The 20,248-nt window shown below is 70.5% G+C and carries 19 protein-coding genes and 1 pseudogene; 11 read left to right on the forward strand and 9 right to left on the reverse strand.

Annotated features, from left to right (window positions below):
• The first annotated feature begins 261 nt into the window (after positions 1 to 261).
• Positions 262 to 1,647 (forward strand): hypothetical protein, encoded by a 1,386-nt coding sequence (locus ABZ934_RS31620; RefSeq protein ID WP_361319790.1) that lies wholly within the window; start codon positions 262 to 264, stop codon positions 1,645 to 1,647.
• 180 nt (positions 1,648 to 1,827) lie between these two features.
• Here the strand turns inward: ABZ934_RS31620 and ABZ934_RS31625 are convergent, their stop codons facing one another.
• A complete protein-coding gene (locus ABZ934_RS31625; RefSeq protein ID WP_361319722.1) occupies positions 1,828 to 2,472 on the reverse strand; it encodes a CBS domain-containing protein in 645 nt (214 codons plus the stop codon).
• Between the two features lie 730 nt (positions 2,473 to 3,202).
• Complete coding sequence (locus ABZ934_RS31630) at positions 3,203 to 3,622, reverse strand: hypothetical protein (protein WP_361319725.1); 420 nt, start codon at positions 3,620 to 3,622, stop codon at positions 3,203 to 3,205.
• A gap of 95 nt (positions 3,623 to 3,717) precedes the next feature.
• Here ABZ934_RS31630 and ABZ934_RS31635 point away from each other — a divergent pair, with 95 nt between their 5' ends.
• The gene (locus ABZ934_RS31635; protein ID WP_361319779.1) at positions 3,718 to 4,047 is read left to right on the forward strand and encodes a DUF1524 domain-containing protein; all 330 of its coding nucleotides are present in this window, start codon (positions 3,718 to 3,720) and stop codon (positions 4,045 to 4,047) included.
• Positions 4,048 to 4,271: 224 nt separating this feature from the next.
• Positions 4,272 to 4,475 carry a cold-shock protein gene (locus ABZ934_RS31640; RefSeq protein WP_361319728.1) on the forward strand — a complete coding sequence of 68 codons (204 nt, stop codon included), beginning with the start codon at positions 4,272 to 4,274 and terminating at the stop codon, positions 4,473 to 4,475.
• A 1,081-nt stretch (positions 4,476 to 5,556) separates the two neighbouring features.
• Here ABZ934_RS31640 and ABZ934_RS31645 read toward each other — a convergent pair.
• From ABZ934_RS31645 to ABZ934_RS31655, 3 genes are all read right to left on the reverse strand, one after another.
• Positions 5,557 to 5,898, reverse strand: coding sequence for a hypothetical protein (locus ABZ934_RS31645; protein WP_361319782.1), 342 nt, complete (start codon positions 5,896 to 5,898; stop codon positions 5,557 to 5,559).
• Complete coding sequence (locus ABZ934_RS31650) at positions 5,807 to 7,060, reverse strand: ISL3 family transposase (RefSeq protein ID WP_361319785.1); 1,254 nt, start codon at positions 7,058 to 7,060, stop codon at positions 5,807 to 5,809. Before ABZ934_RS31650 ends, ABZ934_RS31645 begins: the two co-directional genes overlap by 92 nt.
• Positions 7,061 to 7,348: 288 nt before the next feature.
• The gene (locus tag ABZ934_RS31655) at positions 7,349 to 7,738 is read right to left on the reverse strand and encodes an ATP-binding protein (protein ID WP_361319731.1); all 390 of its coding nucleotides are present in this window, start codon (positions 7,736 to 7,738) and stop codon (positions 7,349 to 7,351) included.
• A gap of 967 nt (positions 7,739 to 8,705) precedes the next feature.
• Here ABZ934_RS31655 and ABZ934_RS31660 point away from each other — a divergent pair.
• The 3 genes and pseudogenes from ABZ934_RS31660 (at position 8,706) to ABZ934_RS31670 (ending at position 10,440) form a co-directional block, all read left to right on the forward strand.
• The gene (locus tag ABZ934_RS31660; RefSeq protein ID WP_361319734.1) at positions 8,706 to 9,044 is read left to right on the forward strand and encodes a MerR family transcriptional regulator; all 339 of its coding nucleotides are present in this window, start codon (positions 8,706 to 8,708) and stop codon (positions 9,042 to 9,044) included.
• 468 nt (positions 9,045 to 9,512) lie between these two features.
• Positions 9,513 to 9,922: pseudogene (locus ABZ934_RS31665) on the forward strand (ATP-binding protein).
• Positions 9,923 to 10,191: 269 nt separating this feature from the next.
• Entirely contained in the window at positions 10,192 to 10,440 is a 249-nt protein-coding gene (locus ABZ934_RS31670) for a hypothetical protein (protein WP_361319737.1), read from the forward strand.
• Between the two features lie 188 nt (positions 10,441 to 10,628).
• Here ABZ934_RS31670 and ABZ934_RS31675 read toward each other — a convergent pair whose 3' ends face one another.
• A complete protein-coding gene (locus tag ABZ934_RS31675; protein WP_361319740.1) occupies positions 10,629 to 12,065 on the reverse strand; it encodes a PP2C family protein-serine/threonine phosphatase in 1,437 nt (478 codons plus the stop codon).
• A gap of 1,431 nt (positions 12,066 to 13,496) precedes the next feature.
• Between ABZ934_RS31675 and ABZ934_RS31680 the strand changes: the two genes are divergently transcribed.
• The 4 genes from ABZ934_RS31680 to ABZ934_RS31695 all read left to right on the forward strand — a co-directional run bounded on the left by ABZ934_RS31680 (position 13,497) and on the right by ABZ934_RS31695 (position 17,154).
• On the forward strand, positions 13,497 to 13,751 hold the full coding sequence (locus tag ABZ934_RS31680; RefSeq protein ID WP_361319743.1) for a hypothetical protein: 255 nt from the start codon (positions 13,497 to 13,499) through the stop codon (positions 13,749 to 13,751).
• A gap of 555 nt (positions 13,752 to 14,306) precedes the next feature.
• Positions 14,307 to 15,233 (forward strand): hypothetical protein, encoded by a 927-nt coding sequence (locus tag ABZ934_RS31685; protein ID WP_361319746.1) that lies wholly within the window; start codon positions 14,307 to 14,309, stop codon positions 15,231 to 15,233.
• 375 nt (positions 15,234 to 15,608) lie between these two features.
• The gene (locus ABZ934_RS31690; protein WP_361319787.1) at positions 15,609 to 15,929 is read left to right on the forward strand and encodes a hypothetical protein; all 321 of its coding nucleotides are present in this window, start codon (positions 15,609 to 15,611) and stop codon (positions 15,927 to 15,929) included.
• Between the two features lie 202 nt (positions 15,930 to 16,131).
• Entirely contained in the window at positions 16,132 to 17,154 is a 1,023-nt protein-coding gene (locus ABZ934_RS31695) for an ATP-dependent DNA ligase (RefSeq protein WP_361319749.1), read from the forward strand.
• Between the two features lie 103 nt (positions 17,155 to 17,257).
• On the opposite strand, the gene ABZ934_RS31700 is transcribed toward ABZ934_RS31695, so the two are convergent.
• The 3 genes from ABZ934_RS31700 to ABZ934_RS31710 are packed head-to-tail and all read right to left on the reverse strand — an operon-like array spanning position 17,258 to position 19,859.
• Positions 17,258 to 18,865 carry an IclR family transcriptional regulator C-terminal domain-containing protein gene (locus ABZ934_RS31700; protein ID WP_361319752.1) on the reverse strand — a complete coding sequence of 536 codons (1,608 nt, stop codon included), beginning with the start codon at positions 18,863 to 18,865 and terminating at the stop codon, positions 17,258 to 17,260.
• 5 nt (positions 18,866 to 18,870) lie between these two features.
• Positions 18,871 to 19,500, reverse strand: a complete 630-nt coding sequence (locus ABZ934_RS31705) for a hypothetical protein (RefSeq protein ID WP_361319755.1) — start codon at positions 19,498 to 19,500, stop codon at positions 18,871 to 18,873.
• Between the two features lie 56 nt (positions 19,501 to 19,556).
• Positions 19,557 to 19,859 (reverse strand): hypothetical protein, encoded by a 303-nt coding sequence (locus ABZ934_RS31710; RefSeq protein WP_361319758.1) that lies wholly within the window; start codon positions 19,857 to 19,859, stop codon positions 19,557 to 19,559.
• 164 nt (positions 19,860 to 20,023) lie between these two features.
• Between ABZ934_RS31710 and ABZ934_RS31715 the strand changes: the two genes are divergently transcribed.
• On the forward strand, positions 20,024 to 20,158 hold the full coding sequence (locus tag ABZ934_RS31715) for a hypothetical protein (protein ID WP_361319761.1): 135 nt from the start codon (positions 20,024 to 20,026) through the stop codon (positions 20,156 to 20,158).
• Positions 20,159 to 20,248: the final 90 nt, after the last annotated feature.

Here is a 20,248-nt window from a genome sequence, read left to right on the forward strand (position 1 = left end):
GCCAACCGGTGGCGGGCCAGCGCCTCCCGCAGCCGCTCCAACGCCGCATCCGGCTCCCCGGCCACCACCCGGGCCCGGCCGAGCTGGGTCAGCGCTCCCCCGCAGGGGTGAATTTTTCCCTCGCGTACGCGTAGGCGGCTTGTGCGGTGTGCTCCCAACTCGTCCCGGAATTAGGGCTATTGACAACAAACGGGATTTTTCGGCATGTTTCCGGCGCGGCCCGATCGTCGGGCCGTCTGATGTGCGATTGGGGTGCGTTTCATGACGCGTTCGGTGCGTGAGGTCTACGACGAGTACGCGGCTGCGGGCCGGTTGCGGGTTCCGGTGGCCGCGTGGCGGTGGGCGGCCGGCTGGGGTCTGGTCCCGCCGGCGGACGCCGGTACCCGGTTGTGGTCGCGGGCGGTGGTGGAGGCCGCCGACCCCGAGGCGGTGCGTGCGGCGCTGCGCGGCCCGGTCGGGGCGGGGTGGGCGGCGGACCGGCTGACCGAGGCCCTGGGGGTGCCGCTCCCGATCCTCCGGCCCAGGGTGACGGCCTCGGCGGTCGGCCGCCTCGTGAAGGCCGGTCTCCTGGTCTACCTCGGCGGGGACGTCGAGTTCCCCGACCTCCACCCGGACCAAGTGGCCGCACTGGCGCGCCGCCGGGACCTGCCGGCCCTGCTCGACCGGCACGTCCCCCTCGGCCCGGACCAGGCCGCGGTACGCCTCGGCGTCCGCCGTACCGACTTCGACCAGGTCGTCAGGCTCGGGTGGTTGGCCCCGGTCGGCTCGGTGGACATCGACTACAAGCACCACGGCGGGGTGACCAGGGTCCCCCTGTACTCCGCCGAGGACATCGCGCTCCTGGAGGTGGTCCGGCCCTCGGTGGACTGGCGGGCGGTGCGCACCGTGGCGGCGGGCCGGCGTTCCCCGCTCGCCGCCCTCACTCCCATCACCCCGGGGGGCGACCGGGTGTTCCTGGCGGAGGTGGCGCGGATCGCCCGGGTGGGCCGGGCCGCGGTGGTGAACTGGCGCCGCCGGCATGACGACTTCCCCGAACCGGTGGCCGGCACGGACGTGCACCCGCAGTTCGACCGCCACGCCGTGGTCGCATGGCTCCTCGCCCACGACAAGATCGGAATCCCCACGGGGCCGACGGTCGCCTCGCTGGTGCCGGCCGGCCCCGAGGGCGCCGCGCGTCGGTTCCGGCTCGATGACCCGTGGCTGACTCTGGCCGACGACGCGGCCGGGGAGGACGTGTTGTCCGGCTGCTCCACCGACGATGCCGCCGACGCGCTGGCCGAGCTGGCGGCCGGGGAGTTCGGGGCGTCGCTGCGCCGACTGACCGCGCCCGGTACCGGTCCGTTGGCGGTCATGGGCGAGGTGCGGGTGGCGGAGCGGTTCCGTTCCGGGTCGGGTGGTCTGCGCCTCACGCTCGCCTGGCCTGCCGGCCTGCGGGGCGCCGCCTCGGCGGGCTCGGTCGGCGTGGAACGCCACGCGGTGGCGTACGCCGGCCCGGGGGAGGGGTGCGCATGCGCGCGGCACGACTGCGGCGGAGTCGTCCCCGTGGGCTGGTGCAGGGAACACGAAGACGCGGTCGGACCGGTGATGGAGTGGCACCCCGGAGGCGGAATCCGCTGCACCGACCTGGCCCGCCAGCGCCGCGAATAGGCGACACCCGACCTGGAGGTCACCTCCGAACCGCGGGCGAGCGGTCCCACCAGGGACGTTGACCTCGGCATCGCAAAAAACCACGATAGCCTTTGCGCGTGCGTCACTCCATCGGGCGATTGAGCTGCGAAGACGCCCCCGGGTCGCATCTGATGCGAAATCCGGGGTAGAACACCTAGCCTAGCCCGCCCGGGCGGCGGCGAGGTGGGCGTCCACGGCGACGACACCGTCGACGCCCTGGCAGAGGCCCACGACCACCGGAACGAGGCGCGGTTCCGGGACGTGACCCCGAAGGGTGACGACCCCGTCCCGGACCTCGACCGCGACGGTGCCTTGGTCCAGGCCGAGGATGCGCCCCAGGACGTCCTGCTCGACCTCGCCGCGGATCTCGACGTCGGAGCGGATGAAGGCGTCGAGAAGGTCACTGCGGGTGACGATGCCGGTGAGGAGCCCGTCGTCGCCGACCACCGGCAGCTGCTTAACGTGCCGCCTGCGGAGTTCCCGTGCGGCCCGGGGGATCGTCCAGTCGGCGCGGGCGGTGAAGACGGGGCTGCTCATGAGCGCGCCTGCGGTCCGGGCCCGGGCCTTGCCCCAGGCGCGCTCGTCGTTCCCGTCCTGACTCTGCGGATCGGGCATGCCGGTCTCGTGCCGCAGCACGTCGGACGCGGACACGACACCGACGGGAGCGCCGTCGTCGTCGACGACCGGGGCCGCGACGATGTCGTTCGCGTCCAGTAGGGCGGCGACCTCCTGGAACGGTGTGCTGGGGCGGAGGGTGACGACATCCTCGGTCATCACGTCACCGACCGTGCGGCGGTTCAGCATGGCGTCGGCCTCCTCTGCTGTGCGACGGGGCGGCCGCGATCGGTCCGCCCGGGCGGACCACGCGCGGCGCGCCGGCCTCCGCGCCCCTGCCGGCTTCCCTACCCATGACAGCACCGCGCCGCTCCTGCGGCCAGTGACGTTCGGCCTGGCGGGGAGGGCTGGCGGTCCCACGGCCAGGAGTGCGACCGAGTGCGCGGTAGATGCTGGCGACGCTGGGCGCGTGGCCTTTGCGCTTGTCGATGGGGATGATCAGGCCGCCTCCTGACCGCTCACTCAGCGTCATTGAGCTGCGGGCTTTCAGCCGCGCATACGCGACACTTCAACATGCGAGCTCACCAGTCCCAAGGTCGGATCCTGAAGGAACGCGAAGCGGCCACGGCAGCCAAGAAGGCACGGCGCCCGGAAGACCAGCGCACCGAGCGGGGGACCGCGAGCATGGTGCCCTACTACCGGCTGATGAACATCTCCTGCCCTGTGTGCCACGCCAAGCCCGACGCTGAATCGCTGCTCGTTGCGGTGCTCTTCGACACGCTGGGTGAACAGCTGCAGCGCCGCGGCTTCCCCGACATCGCCGAACTCGCTGTAGGGACCGATGCCGAGGGTGACGGCGTTGGCCTCTTGCTCGATTGCGTCGGCGGTCTGCTGGAGGAAGTAGCTGCGCTCGCGGAACTTGTTCGATCTCTCGGAAGGAGGGCGCGGGGACGCGCCACCGGGCGCATATCTGGGGCCGTCAACCAGTCGTGCAGGAGAGGAAAAGCTTGTACGTCAAGCGGTCATGAGTCGAACGGCGGTACCTCTGCGCGGCCCAGGCTGCGGTAGTTGGCTGGGACTGGGTTCCTGCAGGTCTCCGGTCCAGGAATCCGTCCGCGAAGAGCGAGCGGGGCGAGAAGAGCGCAGTGAGCGTGATCTTGAGGTCTGACTGCTCGATGGACTGCTTGAGCAACGAAGGGGTCGCATCCGGGTAGTGCTTGACCGTCATTGCACCGCCTGCGTCCAGCACCCGGTAGATGCGCCGCGTGTCGGCGGTGTCTACGTTGATGTCATGGCCCGCGAGGGTCAGCAGCACCGGTATGCCGCGCAGGGCGAGGAGGTCTTGCGTGGCGTCCGCGGTGTGGTTCTTGGAGATGAAGCGCCAGCGATCGGCGGTCATACCGTCCGCCTCGCCAGGTCGCGGCCGGATGCAAGCTGACCGGCGGGAGCTGGCGCAGCGCGTACGACGACCTGCTCGTCACCGACGCCGACCGCCTGGACGTCGACCACTTCGTCCCGCTTGCCGAGCTTTACGACTCGGAGCGGACGCCGTGGAGTGCGGCGCGGCGTGAGGCGTATGCGAACGAGCAGGGCTCTCCGGACACGCTGATCGCGGTCTCAGCCGCCTCCAACCGGTCGAGGGCGGACAAGGATCCGGCGGAGTGGCTGCCCTCGGAGGGCTCCTATCACTGCACGTACGCGGCGCACTGGTCGGCGACGAAGCTCCGATGGGATCTCGCCGTGGACGAGGCCGAGCGCCAAGCGCTCCTCGGCCTCGCCGAGGACTGCCCGACGATCACCGTCGTCCACGAACCCGCACTGTGACTTCTTCGCCTCTTCGTTCCGACCGCCCACCGCACCGGCTCCCGGCACGCGTGGGGCGTACGCAGGTGAGGCCACCTGGGTGACCTCTTGGTGCTCCTGCTGGTGCCGTCGGAGGTTGGAGTGGTGGCTGCTGCGGAAATAGTGGAGGTGCTGGGGTCGTAAGTGGATGGTCCTGGCCGGTGCGGCGTGGTCGCATCGCGGAACATGGCAAGGGATATGAACTGATGGCAAGCGGCACCGTGAAGTGGTTCAACTCGGAGAAGGGCTTCGGATTCATCGAGCAGGACGGTGGTGGCCCGGACGTGTTCGTCCACTACTCCGCCATCTCCGCCAGTGGATTCCGCGAGCTGCAGGAGGGCCAGAAGGTGGCCTTCGACGTCACCCAGGGCCCCAAGGGCCCCCAGGCGGAGAACGTCGTGCCTTCGTAGCCGACGACCAGCGCCACTGGCGGTGACATCAGCCGCTGAACAGCCCCGGCCGCGAGACGGCCGGGGCTGCGGCCCTCTGCCGCAGGCCCTCGGCTTGGGCCCGGCCCGCCAGCTCGTCGATCAGCCGCGTCGTCCACCGCCTTCACAGGCTGCGGCTCAGCCGGCTCGACGGACTCGGCCTCGGTCACGTTGTCACTGGCATCGATGCATCTTCCTTGATCGGGAGTTACGCCGAGGGAAGGATTTACTGTCCCAGACGTTGCAGCAGGCGAGGGACCGGCGGGGGCCGGCCCCGCCGTCGCCGCATGTGCCGCCGGACGACGGCCACGGCACGAATCGCTCCGTCATCTTCAAGACGATCTGCTCGGAGTCGTGGGGCCGGCGCGGGGTGTGCAGAGCGGTCGCGGTGGGCGCCGGGGCTCCGGCAGCCTCGCTGGTCGTGGCCGACGCAGGAGGCGGTACGCGCCGGTTCCGGCTCGATGACCCGTGGCATCTGCCACAGCATGTAGCCGCACACGCGACGGATCATCGCGCGCGACGGCAGACCATCTCCGCAGCGGACGTTACCGTCAGTGACGGTCGAGGTGACGGATGTCAACATTCTTGACACTCACCCAATTGAGGGTTCAGGCCCGGATTCCGTGAAGGTGACCAAGGGTCGGTTACGGTCTGTGGTCGGCCGGAGTTTTGCTCGGGCCGCTGCGCTGGGCGGATCTCTGTGCGCGAGAATGCTCGGCATGACGACTTGAAGAGCACCGGCCGGGCGACAGCATTGGCGAAAGGTCGGGAGCTGGGACACGATTCCCGACGGCGATCGACGCGTCTGCGCCGTCTGCGGAACGCCCGTCTGTTCGTACCAGTACCGCTTCCATCCGCCCGAGTCCTCGATGTCCGAGCGGTGCATCAGACTCGCATGGTGTTCCACTTGCCTGATCTACTCCGGCGACATGGTGTACGTCTCGCGGAAGCGAGTCCTGGTCGACCTCCTCGAGTCTCTTCCTCCTGAGCAGCGAGAACGGCTCCTGCGTTCGGAGACGCGGCTGATCGAGTTCCTGGACCGTAAGGCCCGAGGCGCCAGAGGTTAGGGTCGGCGGCTGGCCGCGATCAGGAGGAGCCGCTTGCGCAGTAGCGGAAGTTTCGCTCTGCCGAACATGCTGCGCTTGAGGGCTTTCAGGTCGTTGACGCGGCCTTCGACGGGGCCGGAGGACCATTCGGTGCTCATGCCGAAGACGACGGCGTCGAGGTCGGTGATCAGCCCGGTGGCGAAGGAGGCCAGGCCGCACTGCTGATCGGCGCAGACATCAGTGATCCATCCGCGCAGCCGTTCTCCTTCACGGTTGGTCATGATGGTCGCGAACGTCCGGACGTGGGTGGTGGCGGCTGTGATCTCCGGCGACCGGGCCAGCAGCGTCTTGAGCCGCAGTTTGTCGTCGTCGCGTAGGTGGTCGGGGTGGCTCATGATCCAGCGGGTGGCTTTCGCGGGTCGAGGGCGGCCGGGCCATCGGCGGCCGGTTGGCTGCGGGTGGGCGTCCGGGACGCAGCGGATGGACGTAGTCGCGCAGGGTGCTGTAGGCGCAGCGGGCCCGCGTTCTTGCAGCTCGCGGTGGAGGCTCGACAGGTTCGTGCAGCCCTCGGCGATCCGTTGCTGCAGGTAGGGCCGGTAGCAGTCGAGTTTGCTGGTCCGGTCTTGCCACTGGCCGTGCAGCATCCGCGGCGTGGGTGTCGCGGAGCCGGTCGAGGAACTTCCCCGCCGGGTAGGGCTCGGACGGCTCCTGGCCGACGGAGGTCGGCACAGGCCCCGGTTCGGGTTCGGGTTCGGGCTCCGGCTCGACGAGGTCGCGGAGGAGGACGCGGTGATGGGAGACCAGGCGTTCGACGGCTTCGCCGAGGTTATGCCAGACATGCCATTTGTCTGCGCAGTGCTGGGCCTGCGGGGCGCCGGTGCGGGCACTTTCTGCGAAGCACGCCGCGCGGTCGCGGCAGACGATCTCAACGCCGGGGTGCTCGCGCAGCCATGCGGACAGGGTCTCGGCCTCCCGGTCGGGCAGCAGGTCCAGGGGCTGGTGGGTCTCGCAGTCGATCAGGATGGTGCCGTACCGGCGGCCCTTGCTGGTCGCGAACTCGTCGACTCCCAGTACCCGCGGCACCGCCCAGGCCGGCTCCGGCAGCGCCATCAGCACGCGCAGCACTGTCATCCGGCTGACCACGATGCCCAGCACCAGCCCCAGCCGGACCACGGCGCGAGCGGCCAGCACGACACCAAGAGCACCGACGATCCGCTGTAGGACGGGCGTTAGCCGACCGTAACGGCTGGTCAGCCCCTCGACCTGCTCAGCAAAGGTCACCCTCGCGCAGCCGCTGTTGTCGCAGAACAGCCGGCGCACCGACAACTCGATGAGTACCGGCCGGGTACCGACCGGAGCATCGGCGAGCTTGCGTCCGTAGCGGCTGTGCACCCGTGTCGACAACGCCCCGCACCCCGGACAGACGGCCGCCATCCCGTCCTTCGTGCTCGCCGCGATGCGCAGCACGCCGCTCTCCACCACCACGCGTTCCACCAACACCGTCACCAGGTGCGGGAACACCAACTCCAACAAGGACTCACACGACCGAAGGATGATGCCCAGGATGACGGAGCGTCACCGGCGCACGGCAGCACGATCCACTTCACGGAATCCGGGCCTGAACCGGTTTCGACTCTCCCCTTGTGTCAGGTCAGGGCGCCCGTGTGGGGTCAAGGACGAAGAGGCGCCGGTACGGTGCAGGAGCCTGAGCAGTTGCGGCACGGGTGACCTCGGGCAGAAGGCGCATCCGTGGGCGAGGCGGCGTATCGGGCGCGGATCGGCCCCGGTCGGGGCGGGGGCACCTTGGTGCTATCGGGGGAGGAAAGCACTGACGGTCTTGCCGCCAGACGGCCGGCGGGTGACCGACGCGGCGCGGGCGAGGCGGTTGACCATGGGCCGGCCGAAACCCCCGGTGCCGCCGTTCAGATCGGGGGTGCGCATGCGCGGCGCCTGCGGGCTGGCGTCGTGGACGGTCACCTCGATGCTGTCCGGTTGCGCGGTCAGGTCCAGGGTGCACGCGCCGCCTGCATGGGGCAGGGCGTTGGTGACGAGTTCCGAGACGACCAGGACCACCGTGTCGGCAGTCTCGGCTGGGAGCGGGCGTACGAGACGGTCGAGGAAGTCCCGGGTGCTCTCACGCGCGCCGGCGACGGAGGCGGTGGAGCGGGCGGTTGCGAGGTTGACGCTCGCCGTGTCCATGAGGTTCACCCTGGTCTCTGGATCGTCAATGCCCGGTGGTGCCCGCGTGGTGCTTGTGCCTTGGCCTGTGGCGAGTCATCCGGTGGCGGCCGCCCCTCGCGCCTGTCCGTGTCGTTGTTCGAGGCCGATTACCTGATCGTCGAACGCGCGGAAACCTGTGTCAGCTGGAGTAGACATTAGGCGTCGGTGTGGTTATGGTTTCTCTCGTAACCCGGAAGGACCGCAGGGCCCGGCAGAGACGAACTGCCGGGCAGCAGCACCCGCAGTACACGCAGTTGCAGTTCGCAGGACGGTGCGGTGACGGAGTTTCGAAGCCAGAGCGGTTGCAGGACGGCGACGGGATTGGTGACCGGACCGGGTGGCCCGCAGTGATCAGGGGCCGCCGTGAGCAGTACCGCAGTTACCGCAGTGGCAGTACCCGTAGTAAGCGCGGTTCGCAGTACCCGGCAGTGAAATCAGTGAGTGGTTCCTCGGTGAAGGCGTCGGCTGCGGGCGCGCGCACCGGGAGGTTCGGCAGTGGGGTTCCAAGCCAGAGCAGACGCAGGATGGGCGACGGGGCTGGCTGCCGAAGGTGGCGCTGTGAGAGGCCACCAGCAGTACGCAACACCAGCAGTACGCAGTATCAGCGGTAAAGGGCAGTACCCGCGTTACCAGCAGTTCGCAGTATCAGCAGTACGCAGTTCCCGTTTGGTAAGTGATTGATCCAGAGGGAAGAACGGAGGAGCCGAGCGCCATCAGGATCGCCCGGGCGAGCAGTACGAAGCCCGGGTACCGCAGGACATCGATAGTGAGGTGGTCTCCGGTCACGCATCCGCGATCCCCGCACTGCCCGTCCCCGATCGGACGGCTCTGCGGAAACAGAGGGCCGGCGCAGGACTAGGGCCGGCAGATGGTGTAGCAGTTCCTTCGGGGCCCGGGTGCCACTACGGCACCCGGGCCCCTCCAGTGTGTTCCACAGAGAGGTGTGATGACAGCAGACGACTCGTTCGGCCGTCTCGATGACGACGATTACCCCGCCTACACGATGGGCCGGGCCGCCGAGATGCTCGGCACCACCCAGGGCTTCCTCCGCGCCATCGGCGAACATCGCCTCATCACCCCGCTCCGCTCCGCCGGCGGACACCGCCGCTACTCCCGCTACCAACTGCGCATCGCCGCCCGTGCCCGCGAGCTCGTCGACCAGGGCACCCCCATCGAGTCCGCCTGCCGGATCGTCATCCTCGAGGACCAGCTCGAGGAGGCGCAGCGCCTCAACGCCGAATACCGCCGCGCCGCCGAATCAGCGAATCCACCGGCCGCGGCTTGAGCGGGGGCCGCGCATGCCCGCACCGCGCGCAGACTGCCCAAGCCCTCGGCGACGACCATCCCACCACCGTGACCGCCCCGGCCACGGGTCACCGGCGCGCTAAATGGCTCGGCGGGCACAGTGATCCCCGCTAGCCACCGAACCACCGTGTCGTTGGCGAGACGCGGCGCCGGGCCGGCGAGTCTCAGCGTTCGCATCACACCCCGGAGCGGCGGTTAGGTGACCGGCCCGATCCCTCCTCCTGCCTGGCACGCCCTGGAAGGCGCAGTTCGGGCGGCCCGCGGTTCGGAGCGGTTTCGCTCGGAGTGAGGGGGCGGTCAGATTTTCGTTTTGTGCTCTTTGGCTGCCGTTTCGGGGTATCCGGCTGAAGCCAGTCATGTGGCTTGCTCAGGAAGGGGCGGCGGTATGGCTGCTGTGGTGTCCCAAGGCGAGTATGAATCGCTGGTGAGCCGCCCGATCGTGTCTGCGATGGCCTTGGACGGCATTGAACCGATTGCTGGGGCCAGGCGTGCTGCCCGTAGTTTCATGACCGCGGTGCAGGCCGTTCACGGGCTTCCGGTGTCGGACCGTGCGATGAGCATGGTGGAGTTGGTGGTCAGCGAGTTGGTGACCAACGCCTATAAATATGCGCCCGGGCCGTGTCTGCTGGAGCTGGAGGTCAGCGCCGTGTCGTGGAGATCAGCGTGTGGGATACCGCGGCGCAGTTGCCCGCGGTGAGCCCGCCTGATCCGAGCCGGATTGGGCAGCATGGCTTGGAGATCGCGATGGCGGTGTGCCGCAGTTTCGAGGTGCGGCGCGAGCCCGTGGGCAAGCGGGTAAAGGTCACCATAGGGCTGGCCGACGACCCCGGCGGGGACCAGGCCGGCCGCCTGCTGTGATCATGCTGGCCACGCTCTTGCGACGCGGGCGAGGCAGCGCTCCAGCCGGTCGCGGCGCTGGTTCTGACTCGCGATCCACACCCCGGTCGGGGAGGCCGCGCGAGGGCCCGCCGACGACCGTGTGCCGGGCGGCTTCGGCGGTTGTCGGCACATGTGAATCGGGCGGCCGTGAGCGGACCCCAGGGCGGTGATCCGCCGCAGGCCGCAGGGTGTCCGGCGCCCGGCGGCCGGGAGTGCTGGAAACAATGGTCCGCATGCGGACGTGCTGGGTGTATCAGTTTCGAGACGGCCCGGAGCGTCAGGTCGTCGAGGTCCTGGCCGAGGGGGACGGAAAGCCCCGGCAGATCCAAGTACGGCAGTCCCGTTCGCGTGGGCTGGTGGACGGGTACGTTCTGCGGAATGCCGACGCCTCGGCACGGGTTGCCGTCTACACCTGGGTGCGGCGGGGCGAGCCCGGGCCGGTGACCGCCCATCTGCTGGAGCTCCTGGCTGAGGTCTGCCCCCAGGAAAATGCCTGATGGATCTGTTCGGACCGGCGGCCATGACGGTGCGGTGAACGGCAGGGCACCGATGGTGTGGGATCCATCCTTGACACACCGGAGTCCACCCGGTGGAGGGATGCTCAGCCTGGCTTTGGGGCACCCTCGCCGGGGCTTTTGGCCCGTTCGGATCAGGGGCTCGCGCGTTTCCTCGACCACGTGGACGACTACCACGGGGACAGAGGATCCGAAGACGGAGCCGGTTGAGCACACACACCGCGCGCTCCTCGGCCGCCCTGCTGCTGCACCGCCCGCGGCACGGTAGACGAACTGACTGCCCCGGGCCGCCGAGGAAGTCCGGGTGTGCTGGGGAAAGCTGCCGGGCCGGCCTTGCCGGCCCTACTCGGCTGGGTGTCACTGCTGGGGGCGCGGGGCCCCGTTGTCGCTGGTGGCGAGGCATCGGTGAGGTCAGCGCCGTTGGCGGCGTTACGTTCGGAGTTGTGGACGCCGTGCCAGTCGAGGCACATGACGGTGGCGTCGTCGTCGAGGTGGCCGTTGCCGGCGTCGACGATCGCTTTGATGAGGGTGCGGGCGGCTTCGCGGGGATGTAGTTCGCGGGTGCGGATGATGAGGTCCGCGAGGTCGAGGCTTTCGGCGTGGCGTTCCAGCATGCCGTCGGTGAGCATGATCAGCCGGTCGCCGGGCCGCAGGTCGAGCGTCTGCACGCGGTAGGTGTTGGCCTCAGAGGGATGGATGTTGAGGCCGAACGCCCGGTCGACCTTCAAAACGATCTCCTCGACCTTGCCGTCTCGCATGCGCAGCGGCCACGGGTGTCCGGCGTTGACGAACTCGGTACCACCGTCGAGGAGGCTGATGCGCAGCAGCTGGCCGGTGACGAAGCCGCTGCGGCCGTGGGCGCGCATCGCCTGGTCGGCCTGGCGCGCTTGTTCGGCGAGGTCGGCGCCTTCCCGCCGGGCCCGTCGTAGGGCGCCGACCACCAGGGAAGCGAGCAGTGCGGCGTCGACGTCGTGGCCCATGGCGTCGGTGACGGAGAGCTGGACGGTGTCCCGGTCGATGACGTAGTCGAAGGTGTCACCCCCGACGTGTTCGGCGGGCTCCAGGGCCCCGGCGACCGCGAACTGCGCCGCCTCGCACGCCAGTGACGCGGGGAGCAGGCGGTGCTGGATCTCGGCTGCCAGGCTCAGCGGCTTGGTGCGCCGGCCCCACTGGTACACATCGGTGTGGGAGCGGTTCGCGATGACGATGTAGGCCAGTGCGTGTGCGGTCTCGCCGATCTCCCGTATCACCTCCGCGTCCGGGACGGCGGGCAGGAACAGTTCGAGGAGTCCGATGGCGTCTCCGCGGTTGGTCACTGGGGCGATCACGCGGACGTGCTGGCTCTCGTCCCGGTGTTCGACCTGCGGCTGTTGGGTGCGGATGACGTCTTCGTACAGGGTGTCGCGCAGCAGGATCCGCTGGGGCGGCTCGTCGGTGTCGATGCTGTCGGCGGTCCCCAGCCGTACGACTGAACTGCCGGTGAAGTCGGTGATCAGGAACGACACCGACGCCGCCTGGAGGTGCTCCTTGAGCATGCGCGCGACCACGTCCAGCGACTCCACCGGCGCGGCTGCCTCCGCCGCTTCCAATGCCCCCGCCAACGTCATCGCCTTAACCCGGCGGCTTGCGCCCGTGTCAGGACGAGATGTCCGCCCGCCGCCTGGTTCTCCTGCGGTCACAGCGACCCCTTCTACAGTTCGATGCCGCCCGGGGATTTCGTCCCGGATACGCGAGGATCCGCGCCGAGGCGGCATCGGACAGGCCCCATTGCACCATGAGGGTCTCAGGGCCTGGTAGGCCGGCAGCGTGCCCGGCCCAACGGCTCTGGGGGGCCGCGAGCGGCTCTCGGACCATGTGCGGCCAGGGACTGCACCGAATGGCTCGGTTCGTTGGCCGGTGTGGGTGATCGCTGGCCAGCCGCAGTCAGTGCGCCTCGTACAGCCGCTCGCGCAGATAGAGCAGGGCGGCAGTGTCCGCGACCGCCGCCAGATCGGCCAGCAAGGTACGGATGGCCGCGTCGTCGCCGCTCCGGACCGTCTCCACGATCCGCTCGATCGTCTCCCGGGCACGGGGGTGTATGCCCGCCGGACCGGCCGGGGCCCAACCAAGGCCGGCCGGTCCGGCAGGCTCGCCCCGCTCGGCGCCCGATGACCCAGCGCTGCCGTCATGTCATTCATCCCCAACGGAATCGCCCCTGGCGCGGTTACGGCCCGCGCTCTACGCCCGGCCGCCGCAGTCCCCGCCGAGGCCACCGCAGCCGTGCGGCATTGGTACCAGAGTCATCGGTGGAAGGCGTGGACAGGTCGACGGTGGTGCTATCGGGCCCCCAACCCTCACGCCGCTTGTCATGGCGGCCTCACAAACAGGCACTGACAGCGAAATGGCCCCGCTCGCCCAACAGTTGATGATCACGGATGCCGCATCATCGCAACCGGAACAGTGAGGCTGACAGCCCGTCGGTCGACTGGGCGCCGGGTACCCCAGGTGCGGGGTTCCCGGTCCCTGCACGGACGGTCTAGGGCGGGGGTGTTAAGGCCAAATTTTGCTCATAAGGTCTGCTTTGAGCTATTGGATCATTGTGTGAAGTAAGGGGTGGTGTGTTCGTGTGTAGGTTGCGGGTGTCGGTCGTGGAGCATCTGCGGTCGCGCACTTCGAGAGGCTTCCTCATGCGCTTCATGCGCACCACTGCTCTTTCCCGGACTCTCCTGGTCTCCGTGATCGCTGTGGCCGGTCTCACCGCCGCCCCTGCCCTGGCTTCCGCGTCGGCCCGTGCCGAGATGGGCAGCGTCCGGGCTGTGGGCGGGTTCAGTCTCCTGGGTCTTCAGGGGAGTAATGGGGCTAACGGTGTGGGCACCAGTGGTGGGATCGGTGGCTTGGGCGGTACCGGTGGCGCGGCCGGTGCCAACGGGAACGGCGGCGCCGGGGGTGACGGCGGCAACGCGAGCGGCAGCGCCAGCGTTGGCGGCGCGGGCGGTGCCGGCGGCGCCGGGGGTGCCAACGGCAACGGCGGTAACGGCGGTTCCGGGGGCGGAGCCGCCGTGGGTGGTACCGGGGGCAAGGGCGGTGTGGGCGGTGTCGGCAACGCGGGTGCCGGTATCGCCGGTGGCAAGGGCGGCAACGGCGGAGCGGCCACGGTCGGTGGCGGACACAAGGGCGGTACCGGCGGTGCGGGTGGCGCGGCCAGCCCGGTGTGTCCCGGCAAGCCCGGCGGCAACGGCACTGCCGCCACGTTCACTGCGGACGGCACCACCGGTGCCACCGGCGCCGCCGGCAACTCCACCCTTCCCTGCTGAACCGACCCTCGCGGGGATTGCCGAGCCGGCTCCCGTAGGACAACACGCATCCCTCGGTGCCGCCCCGCCCCTACAGACGCTGTAAGGGCGGGGCGGTTCCGGCCTGACGGCCCGGCCCGGAGGCTTGCCCGCCCGCACGGTATGCCTGACAACGAGATGCCTGGGTACTGCGAAGTTCCGTCTCCCAGGGCCGGGATGGCGGCGTTCCCCGCAGGGGTCGGTGTCCTGCGCCGTCCACCGCCGGGCCGAGCATCTCGTAGGCGACGGTCCGGCCCGGTCCCGGTTCCCCTGGCTCGGCGACGTGCCGGGGAAGCCCCACCGTTCAGAGAAGACTGCCCTGCTCGCAGACTTGGCCCCGCGCCGTGACCCTGGCCGCCTATGGCGAGCAGGCAATGCCTGCCCACTGGAAACAGTCCGGAATTTTCGCCGACTGCCTGCCGGCACGTGGCACGGAAACCGGTTCGGGGAACGGATGTTGCCCATGTGGTTCCGCACCGGCCTGATGCAGTGACCCGCACTAACCCGCGCTTCACCTGAGCCTGAGGAAACCCCGTCATGAACAGGAATCAGACCGCCGCCCTCCTCGCCCTGCCCACACTCTTCACCGGCGCAGCACTCTTCCTCGGCTCTCCCGCCGCGGCCTCCGCCCTCGCCTGCACCGCCGGCACCGCGGGCGCCGCCGGCGCCAATGGGAACTCCTCCCACCCCAACGGCTTTCCCGGCACCGCGGGCGGCCCCGCGACCGGAACCGGGGACTGCGCCGGCGGTGCGGGGGGTCCCGGCGGCAACGGTGTCCTGGGCGGTGTCGGCGGTGGGGGCGGCAACGGCGGTGCTGGCCTCGGCAACGGTTCCGGCGGGGCGGGTGCTCTCGGCGGCAACGCCGGCCCCAACGGCGCCGCGGGTGGCAAAGGCGGAACCGGCGCGGCCGGCGGCCTGAACGGTGCCGGCGGCGCGGGCGGAGCAGGCGGAGTGGGCACCCACGGGGGTGCGGGCGGCGCCGGCGGCGTCGGCGGCAACTCCGGCGCCAACGCCGGCGCAGGTGGCCGCGGCGGCATCGGCGGCGCCGGGGGATCCGACGGCGGTGCGGGCGGCAACGCAGGCAACGGCGGCATCGGCCACGGCGGTGGCGCGGGCGGTAACGGTGGCCGCGGCGGCATCAACAGTTCCGGTAACGGCGGCAACGGCGGCAAGGCCGGAAACGGCGGCAACGGCAGCTCCGGAGGTGCTTACCCGGGCGGTGCCGCAGGCATCGGCGGGGCGGGGGGCCTGAGCTCCGGAGGCATCATCAACTTGGGCGGCAACGGAGGCGATGGGGGCAACGGCGGCGCCAAGTCGGGCGCCAGCGCCGATGGCGCCTGCGGCAACGGCGGCGCTGGCGGCAACGCCACCGGGGGCATCCTCTTCCACGGCGGGACCGGCGGGACCGGCGGGACCTCCGGCCTGGGCAGCCCCTGTGCGAACGGGGCCAACGGAACACCGTGACCTGTCGCGACCGGTGCCCCGCGCCATCCCTCAGCGACGCACACCTCGTGCGGTCCCGGGGCGTGACGACCGCACCCTGACCACCTCACCACTGAAGGCCCGTGAACCGACTCTCAGTGGCGGGGCGCGCCCAGATCTGGCATGCGCACGGACCCGGGGCAACGTTGGGAGGCGACGGCGTACGCTCGGGTTACGGTTGCGTTCCTGCCGTTCCGGTCGGCCCCCTGATGCTCGCCGCGATCAGGGTTCTCTTCTCCCAGAAGTCGCTCATGCCTGGACCCTAGACCCACGTCCACGTCGCCCGATGGAGCCGGGAAGGCCAAGGCGACCCCGGGTAAGCCCCCGTTGTCGGTGGGGGCTGGGAGGCCGCGACGCATCGACAGGGATGAGGAGTTGCTGCGCCGCCGGATTTACGGCGAGGACCACGACCATCCCCGGCCCGGCCCAAGCCCGGCCGCACCTACGCCGAACGGCGGCCCGCTGGACGGCCTGCTCCTCGACATCACCGGCTGGAGCGCGGGGGAGATCCAGACGGGCGTCGCGCTGATGACCGAACTCGGGCAGTTCGGCCCCGGTGGCCGGGCCCTGTACGACCCGCGCCCGGGCGAGCCGGACCGCTGGGACTGGTCCGGCGACGGGCCGCACGGAAGACTCCGTGCGGCCCGTCGCCGTCTGCTCCAGAAGCTCACCGGCTGAGGCGGGTGGCCGGCTCAGCACATGTCGGCGGTTACCGTGGTGTCGGGGAGGGTGACGTCGAGGTAGTCCGCGTTCGGGTAGTCCGGCTGTGCCCTGATGTTGCGGATGGCGCATCCCGGGCACTGCGGGGCCGGGCCTGCCGGGCGGGAGTTGTCCAGCGCGGTGGACTCTGGAGGGGAGGGCCGAGGAGGGAGGCCAGGTGATGTTGCACCCGCCGGTGGAGCCGATGTTGGCGCAGGCCGCAGAGGTGATGCCGCCGGTGCGTCCGCTCGGTTCGGGGGTGGCGTATGAGCAGAAGTTCGACGGGTATCGGGCGCTGGTGTTCACTCCGGTCGGGCCGGGTGGGCGGGTGCTGCTCCAGACCCGCCGCGGCGCCCTAATCCAGGGTGCGTTCCCTGATCTCGTTGCGGTTGCCGAGGCGCAGTTGCCGCACGGCCTGGTCCTCAATGGCGAGCTGCTGGTCTGGGACGCCGGGGCCGGTGCCTTGTCGTTCGAGGGGTTGCAGCGTCGGGCCGCCGCCCGCGCCCGCATTGCTCCCGCGCTGGCCGTGAAGATGCCGGCCTTTTTCGTGGTGTTCGACGTCTTGCAGATCGACGGCCGGGAGCTGCTGCACCTGCCCTATGTGGAGCGCCGCGCCCGCCTAGAGGCCCTGTTCGCCGACCACGCCCTGACGGCCCCATGGACCCTGTGTCCGATGACCACGGACCCGGCCAAGGCCCGCGAATGGCTCGACTCGTGGACGGACGTGTCCGGCGTCGAAGGCATCGTGGTCAAGCCCCAGACCAGCCGCTACATGCCGGGTCACAGGGGCACATGGACGAAGGTCCGCCGCCGGGACACCACCGAGGCGATCATCGGCGCCGTCACCGGCACCCTCACCCGCCCGCAGCTCCTGATCCTCGGCCGCCACGACCAGGACGGCCGGCTGCGCCCGGTCGGCCGCACCGTCCCGCTGCGCACGGAGGCGGCCCACCTGGTGGCGGACCTGGCCGCCGCCGACCCCGGACACCCCTGGGAGGGCGTGCGGTTCGCCGCGACCTGGGGGGCCCGTGACGTCTTGGACACCCTCTTGGTCCGCCCCGATCTGGTCGCGGAGATCAGCGCCGACACCGCCGTCGACCGCGGCGTCTTCCGCCACCCCTTGCGCTTCAAACGGCTGCGCCTGGACGTCACGGTGGAGGATGTTCCTCGGTTCGGTCAGGGCCCGGCGGCGGCCGCCGGCTGAGGCTCCGCAGGGGGCTGGTGGTGCGGCGGCGGGGGCGCCCCGGGTGGGGCGGCCCCCGCGTGTGTCGTTTGCGTGGCGCCGCGGGGTCACGGGGATGGGCTGGTCAGGGTAGGGCGCGGCGTTGTTGCTCTGTTCTGTCTGCGTGGGCGGGTTCGTTGTCGTCGGTGAGGAGGTTGGCCAGGAGGAGGCCGGTGGCGCGTTGGCTGAGGCCTTGGGCTGCGGTGATCAGGCGGGTGTGGTCGTGGGCGGGCAGGGACAGGGCGATGCTGGAGGCCCGGCCGGGCAGGCCGAGGGAGAACGCGACGCAGACTTCCTTTTCGGAGTATTCGAGGAGGTCGAACTGGGCGGCGTGGGGGCCTGGCTTGTCGAGCGCTCTGATCAGGGCGCGGGGACTGGTGATGGTCCGCTCGGTCAGCTGCACGGAGGGGTAGCGCGAGAGGTGGTCCATCCGCGAGTCGAAGTCCAGTTGCGCAAGGAGGCTCTTGCCGACGGCGCTGGCGTGCGCGGTGTTGGTGAAGGGCGCCCACTCGTGAACGGGTGGTGCGGCCTCGCTGTAGGCGCAGCCTTTGACCTCGATCTCACCGTGGGCGTAGGTGCTGATGTAGACGGCGGCGCCGAGCTCGTCGCGCAGTCGCTCGAGAGCGAGGCCCAGCATCTGCCGGTCGGGGCCGGCCTTGGTGACAAGCTCGAGCACGGGGCCGGTGAAGTAGGCGCCGCCGACGGTTTCGACGAGCCGCTGATCCAGGAGCCAGTCCAGCAGCCGCACGGTGGCGTTCAGCGATAGCCCGGTCTTCTGTGCCAGGGTTCGGCTGTCGATACCGCCCGCGGTACTGATCACGTGCAGTAGATCGCGGGCGCGCTGGGTGGTCTGCCACTTTTCGGGGACTCGGGCGGGTGTGGTGCGGTTGCGGGCCATGTCGTTGAGGACGGCGGGGCGCAGGGCGTTTGCCGACCACGGCTCTACCGGGCCCCCGACGTCGGCGTCCGCCTCGGCGGCGGCCTGTCGCAGGAGGTGCACAGCAGCCGCGGTCGCGTCAGGCCGCAGCTCGGGAAGCGGCAGGCGGAGTCCGCCTTCGGGCAGCGCGGCCAGGTGCGGCCGCCGCCCCCAGGGTGTGGAAGTGTGCGGGGCGGGGCCGTACTCGGGGACCTGCGGGGCGGGCACGAGGTACAACCGCGGCTGTTCGCCGCCCCCAGCACTCTCCGCGGGGTCGTCTGTGTCGGGGTGCAGGAGGTGCTCGGGCACGCCGAGCCCTGCGCGGACCTCGTCGAAGTACTCCTGGTCCTCGGCTTCCCCAGGCTCCTCCTCGGGTCGGCGGTGGGCGAGGCCGGCCAGTAGGCGGGCGGCGTCGCCGTGGCCGTGCCGGGCGGCCTCGGCCACCAGGAACCGCGCCTCGTCGATCCAGTCCGCCCCCGCCTGCAGCGTGAGGGCCGCCATGCGGAACATCGCCCCCGGGTGCCCGGCGGCGGCCGCCTCGTCGATCCAGTCCGCCGCTACGGCCAGCTCACCGCGGCCCAAAGCCTTCGACCCGAGCAGATAGAGGGAGTTCGCCCGCTCCCATTCATCCCGGTCCAGCCCGTATAGGCCGCTCAGAGGCCCGAAGTCTCCTCCGGGCCGGTCCCAGAAGTCCGCCGGCGCGCTCAGCTTCGCCAGCAGCCCAGCCAGCCCGGCCGACGCCGGAAGGTTGCGGCTGTCGTCGTTCAAACGGCTCACCACCGTCACCTGTCCCTTTTCCCGCGTCCTGATGATTTCCGGTGCGCATCACGGATGAACGCCTTCAGCGCATGCCGCAGCTCCACCACCGCGTTGTGCCGTTCCCGGTGGAGCCGGTCGGTGCGTATCCCGAGCGCGGCTGCGATCTCGACGTAGGTCAAGCCCTGGAGCTGCAGCAGGACCACCTGCCGGCGCACCGACGACCGCATCGCGTCGATCGTCCGCATCAGCAGGTCCCGCATCGGGTCCAGATCCCCGACCGCCACCTGCTCCGGCGGCGGTGCCGACGACGCCGCGGACGATTCCACCGTGTCCCCGGCCAGTTCCTCCCGCGCCTGCGCGTTCAGCTGGTTGAGAGCCAGGTTCCACGCCGACTTCCGCGGGTACGCCGTCAGGTTCACGACATCACCCAGCAGCCCTTCGGTCGCCCGCCTCAGCACATTCGATGCCGCCTGTTGGACGACGTCCTCGCACGCCGCCCACGACAGCTTCCCGTCGGTCTTCCCCCGCAACACCGCCGGTTCCTCTTCCAGGAACCGCAGCGCCTCCTCGGCCAGCCGCTGGGCCTGCTCGGAGTCGGCCCACCCGCTGCCGCGACTTCCTTCCTCACCTGAATCCGCTGTGCCCGCTTCCACCGCCGCCAAGGGTGTGTCTGCGCGCGAGCGCGGTGGCGTCTTCGGCACCTCACCCGCTACCACGGCGCGCGCTCCTTCGCTGAGGGCCGCGACGGGCCGACATCGGGCTCCACGTCGACCAGGACCAGCCCCCCACCATCGGCGACCGCCACGCGCACCCGGGAGGGCCCGGACACCTCGACGCGCACCGTGAGGGGCACCCGCCCCGCCGCGGTCGGGGACGACGCGGACGCGTCCTCGTGCGGGGCTTCCAGCGCTGCCGTGCAGGACCTGCGGTCCCGGTACAGCTTCATCAGGGCGGCCACCACGGCAGCCACCGCGCCCACAGCCGGGGGGACCCCGGTCCAGTCGAAGGGCATCTGAAGTCGTTCTCCATCTGCGAGTGGTACGGGCACGGATCGCGCCCACGTCACCCAGACAGCCGATCCACCCCACTTCTCCCTCCAACACCCCCTGAATCACCCATTCGGGTGACCCAGGGGAAATCGGCTGGACACGGCTGTTGGGTGTTGGGCCGCGGACCATGGCCTTCGACACGGAGGCGGGGGTGCGGGCGCTGGGTGAGGAGGCGTCGTTCGAGCGGATCGTGCTGCTGGGTGTCGGTGGCGACCCGGGCCGGGAGTATCCGCCGCCGGGCCACGGCTACCCGCGCCCGTGAACCCAATCCCGGATTTCACTCCCGTCAGTCCCGCCAGCCCCGGGGGACGGAGGAAGGGCCGGCCCGCCGACGGCGCCCCCGTTCCGGTTT

It is taken from the genome of Streptomyces sp. NPDC046557, assembly GCF_040645975.1.
GTDB lineage: Bacteria > Actinomycetota > Actinomycetes > Streptomycetales > Streptomycetaceae > Streptomyces.

Coding starts and splice junctions, on each gene's coding strand:
- ABZ934_RS31695 (WP_361319749.1), top strand. CDS start 16,132: ATGTTGCACCCGCCGGTGGAGCCGATGTTGGCGCAGGCCGCAGAGGTG.
- ABZ934_RS31625 (WP_361319722.1), bottom strand. CDS start 2,472: ATGCTGAACCGCCGCACGGTCGGTGACGTGATGACCGAGGATGTCGTC.
- ABZ934_RS31675 (WP_361319740.1), bottom strand. CDS start 12,065: ATGACGTTGGCGGGGGCATTGGAAGCGGCGGAGGCAGCCGCGCCGGTG.
- ABZ934_RS31660 (WP_361319734.1), top strand. CDS start 8,706: ATGACAGCAGACGACTCGTTCGGCCGTCTCGATGACGACGATTACCCC.
- ABZ934_RS31640 (WP_361319728.1), top strand. CDS start 4,272: ATGGCAAGCGGCACCGTGAAGTGGTTCAACTCGGAGAAGGGCTTCGGA.
- ABZ934_RS31685 (WP_361319746.1), top strand. CDS start 14,307: ATGAACAGGAATCAGACCGCCGCCCTCCTCGCCCTGCCCACACTCTTC.
- ABZ934_RS31655 (WP_361319731.1), bottom strand. CDS start 7,738: ATGGACACGGCGAGCGTCAACCTCGCAACCGCCCGCTCCACCGCCTCC.
- ABZ934_RS31715 (WP_361319761.1), top strand. CDS start 20,024: ATGGCCTTCGACACGGAGGCGGGGGTGCGGGCGCTGGGTGAGGAGGCG.
- ABZ934_RS31710 (WP_361319758.1), bottom strand. CDS start 19,859: ATGCCCTTCGACTGGACCGGGGTCCCCCCGGCTGTGGGCGCGGTGGCT.
- ABZ934_RS31620 (WP_361319790.1), top strand. CDS start 262: ATGACGCGTTCGGTGCGTGAGGTCTACGACGAGTACGCGGCTGCGGGC.
- ABZ934_RS31630 (WP_361319725.1), bottom strand. CDS start 3,622: ATGACCGCCGATCGCTGGCGCTTCATCTCCAAGAACCACACCGCGGAC.